Raw genomic sequence first — 11,235 nt, forward strand, 5'->3', positions numbered from 1 at the left:
CTTTCGCACTCCTAATTATTTTTGGTTCGATCCTAATACTTTAGAATTGCAAGGATTTAGACTAATTGGGGGACAATATCAAGCCATTTCTCCCAATGACCGGGGTTATCTGTGGAGTGAACAGTTAGGATTATATTTAGGGATATTTGACCGGAAACTGCGTTATTTTACCGGCGATGGTCAATTAGTCCCCACTCCTCAAGAAGCGGAATTAGAGCAACGACAGGCAAAAGAACAGGCTATTTTAGAAAAAGAGCAGGCTCTTTTAGAGAAAGAAAGGGAACGTCAGGCTAAGGAAAAATTAGCCCAAAAATTGCGAGAATTAGGCATCGATCCCGATACAATTTAGGGGAAATATTATTTTCTAGTAGCTATGGTGACAGCAGCGCCCCTAGTGGGTGTAATTATGGGCAGTGATTCCGACTTACCCACCATGAAAGAAGCGATCGCAGTTTTAGAGATTTTTCAGATTAGCCACGAAGTCGCCATCGTCTCAGCCCATCGTACCCCCGAAAAAATGTTTGAATACGGCAAAAACGCTCATAAGAGGGGAATAAAAGTGATTATCGCTGGAGCGGGTGGTGCTGCCCATTTACCCGGGATGGTGGCATCTTTAACCCCCTTACCCGTGATTGGAGTTCCCGTAGTCACGCGCACTTTACAAGGGTTAGACTCTCTCTATTCAATTGTACAGATGCCCGCAGGCATTCCCGTGGCCACGGTGGCGATCGGTAATGCCAAAAATGCCGGACTTTTAGCGGTTCAAATTCTCGCCACTGGTAATACTGATCTTTTAGAGCAAGTTATCGCCTATCGTCAATCCCTCACCGATTCCGTCCTCGAAAAACAAAGCAATCTTCAACGACTAGGCTATCAAGACTATCTAGGGCAGAGTTCACCTAAGTAGGGTAGATTGAGAAAAGATTAAGTAACAAATTATGAAGTAATTATGCGTTGGATCACCGCTTGTGTATTGAGTCTATTGCTCTTTTTTGCCCTACCCATAGCGGCTTATGCCGATAGCCCGACTATTAGCGAAGAACAGATTAGAGAAGGGGAAGTTATCGCCGAAAAAGCCCTAGAAGCCACAGAAAAAGGCGATTACGCCCAGGCCGAAAGCTATTGGACCGAATTAGTCGCCAAATTCCCCACTAACCCCGCCGTCTGGAGTAATCGCGGCAATGCCAGAGTTAGTCTCAATAAATTAGAGGATGCGATCGCTGATTTCAACCAAGCGATCGCCATTGCCCCCGATGCCCCCGATCCCTACCTCAATCGCGGCACCGCTTTAGAGGGAGAAGGCAAATATCAAGAAGCGATCGCCGATTATAATAAAGTTTTAGAACTAGATCCCAATGATGCCTTTGCCTATAACAATCGCGGCAACGCTGAGGGCGGTTTAGGGGACTGGGAAGCCGCCGTCAAAGACTATCGCCAAGCCACTCAACTAGCCCCGAATTTTGCCTGGGCGCAAGCTAATCTGGCCCTGGCCCTGTACGAATTGGGCAGATATCCCGAAGCAGTCCAAAAAATGCGGAATATTGCCCGCAAATACCCCATGTTCCCCGATGTCAGAGCCGCCTTAAGCGCCGTTTTATGGACCCAAGGACAACAGGGAGAAGCGGAAAGCAATTGGGTAGCCGCCGTCGGCATGGATACCCGCTATCAAGACCTCGATTGGGTAAAAAGCGTGCGCCGTTGGCCGCCGAATATGGTTCTAGCCTTAGATAAGTTTCTTAACTTAAAGTAAAGAATTACTAAATATGGTTGGCTGAATAAATCTAAAAACCTTGTTGGCTAAGACTTTTAGACTTTTTGTCAATCAAAAAGTAGCAAATATGGGAGTGATCGGGGGGAAAATTCAGGGACTTTTTCCCTGAAAATTAGGTAATTGACCCCCTCAAAATCGGTAAAACCCTACACCCTACACCCCATACCCCACACCCCACACCCCACACCCTGTCCCCACGAAAAACTTTTTCAGCAGACCCTAAATAGTAACTTTTCTAGCAGTAGCGGGGCTGAGAGTCCAATTATCCTGAAATCAGCGACTAAAATACAATTGAGGCCTGATAGTTCCATTATCCTCGATCGAATAACCAGGCTCTGGAAAGGAAAAGGAATAGCTAGAACGGGCCGATGGCCCAATGCTATAATCCAATTACAGGGATAGATTGGACTCTATCAGTATCCGCCGCTACTGTACACCTTAAATCTTAGCCAGAATGCCAGATTTACACTTGCTTAATTCTCATCCACAGGCCCTAGAAACCGCCTTCATCGCCACTGCCGACCGGTCTTTTTCCTCCCCTCTATCCCTCGACCTCGCCAGAATTAATCAACGTTTTGACTCCGCTAACGCCGCAGAAATCGTCGCTTGGGCTGCGGCCACCTTTGGGGAAGGTTTGGTGATGAGTACCAGTTTCGGCATTCAAGCGGCGGTGATGTTGCACCTCGTCACCGCAATTATCCCCGATATTCCCATCATTTGGATCGATACCGGCTATCTTCCTCCGGAAACCTATCAATTTGCCGAAGACTTAAGCCAACGCCTCCATTTAAACCTGAAAGTTTATCAATCTCCCCTCAGTCCCGCCCGCATGGAAGCAATCCACGGTAAACTGTGGTCAAATAACGATCTCGACTCCCTCAATCTCTACGACAAAATCCGCAAGGTGGAGCCGATGCAACGGGCCCTGAAGGAATTAAAGGCCACCGCTTGGTTAGCGGGTTTACGTCGCGACCAAACCGACCACCGCAAAACTCTCCAATGGGTCAATCAACAGGGCGAACGTTACAAAATATTACCGATACTTGACTGGAATGCCAAAACCATCTACGACTATCTGACTAAATACGATCTTCCCTACCATCCCTATTTTGATCTAGGTTATGTCTCCGTCGGCGATTGGCACTCCAGTCGGCCTTTAACCGCCGATGATAGCAACGAACGAGACACCCGTTTCAAGGGTTTAAAACAAGAATGCGGTCTTCATTTACCCTTAACCCCCGGAGAAGCACAAAGTCTCGACGCAAGCTCCCTATAACTGCCGGGGTGGAAAATTTGCCGGTGCGATCGGTTCCTAGACGTTAGACAATGGTTAATGATTATTAATCCCCCATTAACCATGGCTATTTTAGAAAGTTTTCTCGAAGTCGGCTCTCTCAAGTGGTTTTATCGACAGGTTAACCCCGCTCAACAACCGGACACAACCCCCGTGATCCTACTCCATGGTTTACCCGCCCATGGCTATATTTGGCGGGAATTATTGACCAGTTTAGAAGAATATAACATTAATGCCATTGCCCCCGATTGGATCGGTTCCGGTTTATCCGCTAAACCCGATGCCAGAGATTTCGCCTACACACCTAGCGCTTTTTGTCAAGCCTTGGCTGATTTTATTCAAGCTCTCCAATTGCCGAAAATCTCCCTCATTGTCCAGGGTTTTTTAGCCTCCGTCGGGTTACAATACGCCCTAGAAAATCCCGATAAAATTGAGTGCTTGATCGTTTTAAATACTCCCCTCTCCAGTGATGTCAAATTACCATGGATAATGAAACAATGGGGGATACCTTTCCTCGGAGATATGGCGACTCAAGACCCCTTATTAGTCGATCGTACTTTAGAAACTGGTAGCGGTTTTGTGATTAGTGATGCAGATCTGGCTATTTTCCGTCAACCTTATCTAAAAACTTCGGCAGTGGGTCGCGCTTTACTGGCCACGATTCGCAATTTAAACCTATCGAAAACTATGGCAGAAATTGAGACAGGTTTAGAGAACTTTGAAAAACCTATCCTTTTTGTCTGGGGAATGGCGGATCCTTGGTTATCTTCTGTCACCGTTGAAAAATTAGCTACTAAATCAGGAGTGGAATTAATCCCCCTCTCGGAAGCAAAACACTATCCCCAAGAACATTGGTCAAAAGAAATTAGTCCCCGGATTATTAATTTTCTCGGACGCAAAACCTAAAACCCGATACTTTCTGGGAATTGATAGCAAAATCTCCCTAGAAAGTATTTAGAAAGTTATCCTTAGTATATCACTGTAGTTCTGCACTGGCCACCGCCTATGGAAATACCAGCTTTAGGAAGGATAAATATAGAAAATAATCCCCCAGATATTAATAATTTAACCGATTGGGAGCGAGTTAAATCGATGAGCGATGCAGAAATCGAGGCTAATGCTTTGTCAGATCCCGATGCGCTTCCTTTTGATGATGATTGGGAAAATGCGGCGATTATTTCTGCTTACAATAAATTAACATCTCAATAATTGCTGAAGCATTATACCAAATCTGTCCACTCGCCTACCGTTCCACCCTGCCTACTTTTCTATACTTTTTAAACAGGGTTGAGTATTACTTGTGCTTGCATTAGTTTAATAAAAATGCTACACTCAAGCCAGTCTGTCATTGGATGACCTTTAACACAAACAAAATAGTTATAATTATGGATATGAACAATAAAACTTATGAAGATATTTATTCAAGAACTTATTCAAGAATTTATAATATTGTGATAGAAGTATTTGAAGTTTCTGAAATACCTCAGCCAGTTTTAGATTTTGTCATCTTTAAAACTGAGTATAATTATATTCTTGAATTATCAAATGGTGGAGATGAAGATGATGCTCTAAATTTCTTGTATCAAATAGAGCAGGAATTTGACATAGAAATTCCATACGATGAAGTATCTAAAAAAATAGTTACATTTAAAGATCTATTGGAATTTGTTTTTGAACAAAAATATAACCTTGAGATTGCAGAATATCTAAAAATACGAATAAAGACAAAAACTCTAAAATTGTTATTGTTCTTAGAAAGCAAGAAAATAGAAATCAGTAAATTTATAGAAATATTTTCAAGTGACACTTTTTCCAATAATCATCAAAATATCGAAAAACTTATCCTTTCCCTGAGACACAAAAGTTTTGACGTGTCCAGTATAATATCATTTTCAGATATATTTAAAAATGATTTTCTACTATCGAATTTAGAGCAAATATGTCAGATATATTGCTTTATGAATGACCAAAAAATTTCTTACTTTGATGTTATTGATATCATAAAAAGTGGATATCTAGACTCTTGCAAACAACAGATAGACGATCTTTCTGAAAAGATAAGCCTTCAAGAGTCGGAAATAAAAAAACTGAGTCTTCAACTTGAAAAGGCTAATCAGAACCTAGATTTGTTGAAAGGTCAATTAAACCATCTTTTAGATGATATCTAGCATTGTTATAGCGACATAGAAACCCAAAAAAATATTGATCAAACAAGGTATATTATTCTGCAATAACACACCTAAAAACAAAGATTTGAGTAATTATTTTATTCCCGTACCCATCTAAGCTGCACTGCATTTAAACCGCATACTGAGGAATTTTAGTACAAGGGCCAGAAATCTCAACCCCAGAAACCTTTCCTCCCCACTCTCCTATACTTTTAAAGTGGAATAAATTTTTAGCTTAATTAATCTGGTTAAAGGCCTGTTTTTGTCGTTTCTAAATACCCCTGATAACTTGACCGGAACTGTTCGATCGATAGCTTCTTTGTCCAATATTCTACCAGAGCATGACCCCAGGCCCAAGCTTCCTTGTCAGCAGTGCTAAAATTTTCTAATAGTATTGGCCAAAGTGCCAATAAATCAAAACTTTTATTCTCCGTATTTAAGAGAGAAGAAAGCTCGTAGGCCATCTGTAATTTACCGATCGCTACTGGTAATTGTTCCACAGGAATTTGTTCAGCTAAAAGATAGGCTAAGGTCGGTCTTCCCGTGGCTAAAGTGGAGATAAAACCTAGAATAGGACTTTTTAATAGGGCCGTTAAACCTTGCCCCGTGGCCATCTGTAAAGTATAGCGATCGATTATTTTCGCCGCTGCCAAGGTTCGAGTTTCTAAATCCGCTAAAAAACGGGCCAAACGCAACTGTTTTGCGGGTGAAATTGCCCCCAGTAAAGCGATTGATAACTCCTCATCCCCCCAAGCTTCTCTATCCGGCTGTTGACTGACCATCGGCAAAATGCGATCGCAAAGATCCTCGAATAATTCCGCCCGATACTGCAAGCATTCGCGGATATTGACTTCTTTGGGACTTTCTCCCGTCAGCCAATTATAGGGAGGTTGCCACTCTCGCACCGGACGCAGGCGATCGACTTGAGAAACACAGACTATAACTGGTAAATTGTCAATAGTTTGTTGCAAATCTTTAAGAAAAGCCTCATCCATGGCTAGAGCGGGATCGAGGGCGGGAGTTACCAGAATCAATAAATCGGCGTTTTCGGCATAATTAAGAACCTTTTGCCGATCATCAGCCCGATTTGACTGTTCGTAGCCCGGGGTATCCCAGAGGATTAACTCGTCTCCTTCTGGGGTTTGCCAATGGTAGGATTGGATCGCGTCGGTACTGGGCAATAGATCCACTTGGGCTAAATCGGCCCGAAAGAGAGTATTAATTAAACTGCTTTTGCCGGCCCCGGTGCGTCCAACCAGCAGAATATTAACCGGTTGGCGATCGATTTCCGTGATCGGTTCAGCTTGGGCGAGAATTTCCTTGAGAGTAGTAGTGGCGATTTTGGTCTTGGTGGGGAGAGTTGGGGCGAGATTGCCGCCACTGTAGAGTAACACCGCTTGGCGAGAGAGATTTCTTAGGGCATTTTCCCGCAAAACTTGCCCTAAATTGACTAATAATTGCTGATCCGCTCGATCGCTGTACTTTTGACTGGCAACTTTAGCCACAGCCGCAGCGGGATTGATCACCCATTGCGCCCAATTCCAGGCCTGCCAAAGTTTCTGGGCCGAGGGTTGCAATTTTTGATAAACTTCGTAGGCCTGATAGGCTTGGCCGATGGTGATTTGATTCAGGGCCGGGGAAAGATTCTGCATCCAGCGATCGCTATCATCCACGGTTCCCCGAATTAAACCGTAGGCCTGGGGAATGTAAATATTTAATAAGGGGTACTTGACATCGGGGTAATATATATGAGCGATGGCACTGACCAAATCCTGACAGCGTTGCCAAAAAGTCGCCCAATCTTCCCAAACCGGGCGATCATTGCGGGCCGCGACGATAATCCTCTCGATAATTTCCTCAACATTGCCCCCGGAATCACCTTCAGGAGGGGTTAATTCTGCCTTAATTTCCCCGATGGCGGCTTCAATTTCCCCGACTGCTGGGCGCGTCCATTTGACCAACAGGAAGCGCCAAGCGACAAAAATCAGGGTAAAAACTGCCCAAATCCAATTCAAACCCCATTGATTGATCTGGACACTGGCGGCCACGATCAGAAAAATCACCACGGCGGCGATCGGAACTGCTAAAATCAACCCTTGCCAAGTTTTTAACCGTAACATTTCTCGATCTGGTTTTTTTCCATTCTAGCGATCTCTGATTGTCGGTTAGGGGGCAGTCCTGATGCCAAAGTTGGCACCGCCAAGCCTGAAAATATTCTGATTGACGAATTGGCGTTATTTCAGCTTCTATTTTCCAGTCAGTCCCGATGAAAAAATTTTCACCCCCACAGATGAAAGAGGTTTCCTTCCCTACACCCCACACCCCACACCCTACACCCTCTTTCAAGTCAGAAATTAGACAGTGGCATCAATTTGGGCGAGGATTGCTGTGGACAACTGACAAAGTTGTTGATGACAAGGGCCATTACTGGCCATGATCCCCCCCCATTGCCGCACATCGCCGCGATTATAGCGCACGGGTTGACCGTCAAAATAGGAGAATTTGCCGCCTGCTTCCGTTAAAATCAACTCTGGAGCGGCAAAATCCCAGTCTTTAGCGGCCGATTTCCCCGATAGGGAGATATAAACATCGGATTTTTGTTCGAGGATCGTGGCAATTTTACAGCCCACACTGCCCACATAATTTTTACCGAAGAAGGGTATTTGACTTAATAGATTATCAAAACGTTGGTCGCGATGGGTACGACTAACTACCAGATAGAGATCGGTAATTTTATCTTTATTGGCAACTTTTACCTGTGTAATATTGCCGTCGCTAGTTTCTAGAAAAGTGCCTTTTCCTTTTTGGGCAAAATAGAGTTTTTCTTGATCCGGTAAGGCAACCACGGCGATGATCGGTCTTCCTTGATAACATAAGGCGATATGTAGGGCATATTCTCCCGTTTTGTCGATAAAATCGCGGGTTCCGTCCAAAGGATCGATAATCCATACCCAATCTTTCGGGATAGCTTCATTACCCTGGTGGGTTTCCTCGCTCAGATAACCAAAGTCGATATCCGAGAAATTTGTTTGTAATTCCCCTAAAATATAGTGATTTGCCGCTAAATCCGCCGCAGTCACCGGTCCGCCTTTTTTCTTCTCGTTGACGGCTAAATCCTGTTCACCCCGGTGGTAGGATTGGAGGATTTTAGCACCACCCCAACCGACGGCACGAGTCACAGCTAAAATGCGATCGAGTGTTTCGGTATCTTGACAGGTTAAATTAATCATAAAATAGCCTCAGTTTTTCAGACCTATTATCTACTAAATTGAAAGACTGGCATCTTAGCTTATCATCCCTTGCTTCCTAGCTCCTGACTGGCTTAATTTTGCCCTTGCCAAAAATAATCGGCGGGTTTTTTGGTTTCTTCCGGTGATGATTGGGGAGCGTCTCCCAAGAAAACCGAGCGCTGGCTGACGCGATCGCCTAATCTTCTTTGGACTCGACTGGGAATACCGTAACCGTAGGCAATATGACCTTTTCCTGCTAGGACGATGATCTGATATTCGGGATGAGCTTGCCAGAATTTAGCGATCGCATCGGCCATGGTTTCATCCCAGAGGACCTGTGCCAGAAAAAAGCGATCGAATCCCTGACTTTTGCCCCCCGTGTGTTGCTGATAAACGGCTAAGATCTGTTGACGGTACTCCTCGTTATCCTGGTTTATTTCGCTTTTAGGGGGAATGTAGGTCATTTCTGAGGTGGAGAGGCTTTCTAAGCCCTCTCGTGCCACTTTTCTAGTGATTTCCGTGGGTGTATTTAGGGCGATCAATGGTAGTTTTTTCGCCTTGGCCAAGCGCAGGATCGGGGCGTAAAATTCCCAATCAAATCCCCAACGTTGGTCGTATTCACTTTTTTCTCTCAACTGATTTTCGCTAATTTTGCCGGCTAAATACTGATCCAAATAGATTTGGTAAGGACGTTGAAACATCTCGAAAGCGATCGCTATTTGGGGATTATTAGCCTGTAAATACTCGATAATAGCTAATTGGGCCTGATGGTCGGCTTGACTATCGTGCCTTTCTCCCAGATAAATAATCTCGGCTGTTTTTAAATCGGCCAGAATTTCTTTTTGGCTATTAGTAAAACTCCAGGCCCGGGGCAGCAAAATAAACAGTAAGCAGAGGGCAAGGAAAACGGGAAAAAAGCGTCGAGAGAATTTCATCTTTTTAAAGGTCTTTTAAAAAACCTAAGTAGATAGGTATTAAAAACTTTCAGATCCCCCCGGCTATCGGCACCCCCCTTATTAAGGGGGGTAGGGGGGATCGAACCTAAAATCCATTTTTAATTTAATTATAACCAGCTACTTATCTTAACCGAAGCCAAGACAAAAAAGGTGGGCAATGCCCACCCCCAAAAATTTTCAGAGAACCTTTCTGGTTTAGTAGGTTTCTACGTGCCAGCGATGTTCTTTTTTCAGTTGTTTCTGATAGACAGACCAATCAGCGCCATTTTTAGCAGCAGCACCACTGATAGCATCGTCGATACCATCTTCCATCCCTTTCAGTCCGCACATATAAGCGTGGGTTTTGGGACTTTGGAGTAGATTCCAGATTTCGTCAGCGTGTTCGGCTACCCGGTGTTGAATATACATTCTGCCGCCCTGGGGATTTTGCTGTTCCCGGCTGATGGCATAGGTGAGACGGAAGTTATCGGGGAATTCCGCCGCGATTTTCTCTAATTCTTCTTGGTAGAGAATATTGGCCGTTTTGGGAACTCCGAAAATCAACCAAGCTAGACCTTTGAATTTATAATCTTCGTGTTGTTCCTTGAACATCCGCCAGAGGAAAGCTCGGAAGGGAGCGATTCCAGTCCCGGTGGCCATCATAATGATAGTGGCATCTTCATCACCCGGTAGCAGCATTTCCTTACCCACGGGACCAGTAATAGCCACATCGTCCCCCACCCCTACATTACAGAGATGGGTGGAACAAACCCCATAAACGGTTTCCTTGGTTTCTGGGTGTTGGTATTCCAACTGACGCACGCAGAGGGATACGGTTTTATCGTCTAATTTATCACCATGACGGGTGGAGGCGATCGAATAGAGTCTCAATTTATGAGGTTTGCCATTAGCATCGGTACCCGGGGGGATAATACCGATACTTTGCCCTTCTAAATAGCGTAAATTGCTCCCAGAAAGGTCAAAGGTGACGTGTTGTACGATGCCGATACCCCCCTCATCAACGAGAGCATAATTCTCGATACATTTGCCGATAAAGGGTTGATTCGGACGGTAGATGTTGACGGGGATATCTGTTTTTTCTTTCGCTTGAGTCATGGCCTTTTTCTTGGTCTGTTCGGGGACGGGCGATGATTGAGCGATTGGCTGTGGTGTGGAGGCACTAGAAACAGTTGCTACGGGGGCAATCCCATTGAAGGGTTTGATGCTGACGATACGACCACCTAAACGGGTAATCCGACGCATTTCTTGATTCATGCGACTGTAGGGAACCGTGAAAAACACGCTTCCACTCTGACGGATTGAATAATCTAAGCTGTCAGTATTGTCGTTTTGATTGAGACCCGCCACTTCGTAAACAAATAAACGGTTTCCCGCTAGTGTACTCGGACTGTACATTAAATATAACTCCCAACTCAAGTCACGATAATCGTTCCATAGTTTAGCCTACCATCGGTACACTACACCTAGGCCTAATTGAGAGTTATCTTAAAAAAACCACAGACATCGCTTTTATCCTTTCCTTAAAAATACGTCAACTCTCTGGTTAAAATCTGTTACATTTGCAGCATTTTACTTTTTATTAAGATTTATGTTACTTTTTCCCGTTTATGCTAAAAATCCCCCTGGTTGGCCTGATGAGGACAAGAGCGGGGGACAGATATTAGCGATAATTATTTTTTGACATCCTCGCCGCCCTAAAAGTGCGGCGATTCCTAAACCTCACGATTTAAGTTTCTGCTTCCACCACCGTCGCATACCACAGTTAAAAAACCATGTACTGTCTTACACAGAGTCCACAGACTTTCGCCCCATTTCA

10 protein-coding genes and 1 pseudogene are annotated in these 11,235 nt (G+C 44.3%); 7 read left to right on the forward strand and 4 right to left on the reverse strand.

Annotation, left to right across the window (positions count from 1 at the left end):
- From IM507_RS13335 to IM507_RS13365, 7 genes and pseudogenes are all read left to right on the forward strand, one after another.
- A pseudogene (locus tag IM507_RS13335) lies at positions 1-349 on the forward strand (Uma2 family endonuclease); the annotation flags it as partial.
- Between the two features lie 24 nt (positions 350-373).
- On the forward strand, positions 374-907 hold the full coding sequence (gene purE / locus IM507_RS13340) for a 5-(carboxyamino)imidazole ribonucleotide mutase (protein ID WP_069474555.1): 534 nt from the start codon (positions 374-376) through the stop codon (positions 905-907).
- Positions 908-949: 42 nt separating this feature from the next.
- A complete protein-coding gene (locus tag IM507_RS13345; RefSeq protein ID WP_002732506.1) occupies positions 950-1,750 on the forward strand; it encodes a tetratricopeptide repeat protein in 801 nt (266 codons plus the stop codon).
- 475 nt (positions 1,751-2,225) lie between these two features.
- The gene (cysH, locus tag IM507_RS13350; RefSeq protein WP_016516985.1) at positions 2,226-3,047 is read left to right on the forward strand and encodes a phosphoadenosine phosphosulfate reductase; all 822 of its coding nucleotides are present in this window, start codon (positions 2,226-2,228) and stop codon (positions 3,045-3,047) included.
- Between the two features lie 57 nt (positions 3,048-3,104).
- On the forward strand, positions 3,105-3,971 hold the full coding sequence (locus tag IM507_RS13355) for an alpha/beta fold hydrolase (protein ID WP_123230206.1): 867 nt from the start codon (positions 3,105-3,107) through the stop codon (positions 3,969-3,971).
- A 99-nt stretch (positions 3,972-4,070) separates the two neighbouring features.
- Positions 4,071-4,274: a hypothetical protein gene (locus IM507_RS13360; protein ID WP_008202804.1), complete on the forward strand. Its 204-nt coding sequence runs from the start codon at positions 4,071-4,073 to the stop codon at positions 4,272-4,274.
- Between the two features lie 176 nt (positions 4,275-4,450).
- A complete protein-coding gene (locus IM507_RS13365; RefSeq protein WP_002734542.1) occupies positions 4,451-5,233 on the forward strand; it encodes an acyl carrier protein in 783 nt (260 codons plus the stop codon).
- A 248-nt stretch (positions 5,234-5,481) separates the two neighbouring features.
- Here IM507_RS13365 and IM507_RS13370 read toward each other — a convergent pair whose 3' ends face one another.
- The 4 genes from IM507_RS13370 to petH form a co-directional block, all read right to left on the reverse strand.
- Positions 5,482-7,353 carry a GTPase family protein gene (locus IM507_RS13370; protein ID WP_287637159.1) on the reverse strand — a complete coding sequence of 624 codons (1,872 nt, stop codon included), beginning with the start codon at positions 7,351-7,353 and terminating at the stop codon, positions 5,482-5,484.
- Between the two features lie 234 nt (positions 7,354-7,587).
- Positions 7,588-8,463 carry a 3'(2'),5'-bisphosphate nucleotidase CysQ family protein gene (locus tag IM507_RS13375; protein ID WP_002733948.1) on the reverse strand — a complete coding sequence of 292 codons (876 nt, stop codon included), beginning with the start codon at positions 8,461-8,463 and terminating at the stop codon, positions 7,588-7,590.
- Between the two features lie 92 nt (positions 8,464-8,555).
- Positions 8,556-9,398 carry a ChaN family lipoprotein gene (locus IM507_RS13380; RefSeq protein ID WP_287637161.1) on the reverse strand — a complete coding sequence of 281 codons (843 nt, stop codon included), beginning with the start codon at positions 9,396-9,398 and terminating at the stop codon, positions 8,556-8,558.
- Positions 9,399-9,614: 216 nt separating this feature from the next.
- A complete protein-coding gene (gene petH, locus IM507_RS13385; RefSeq protein WP_103111913.1) occupies positions 9,615-10,814 on the reverse strand; it encodes a ferredoxin--NADP reductase in 1,200 nt (399 codons plus the stop codon).
- Positions 10,815-11,235: the final 421 nt, after the last annotated feature.

It is taken from the genome of Microcystis sp. M20BS1 (genome assembly GCF_020245305.1).
Classification (GTDB): domain Bacteria; phylum Cyanobacteriota; class Cyanobacteriia; order Cyanobacteriales; family Microcystaceae; genus Microcystis; species Microcystis ichthyoblabe_A.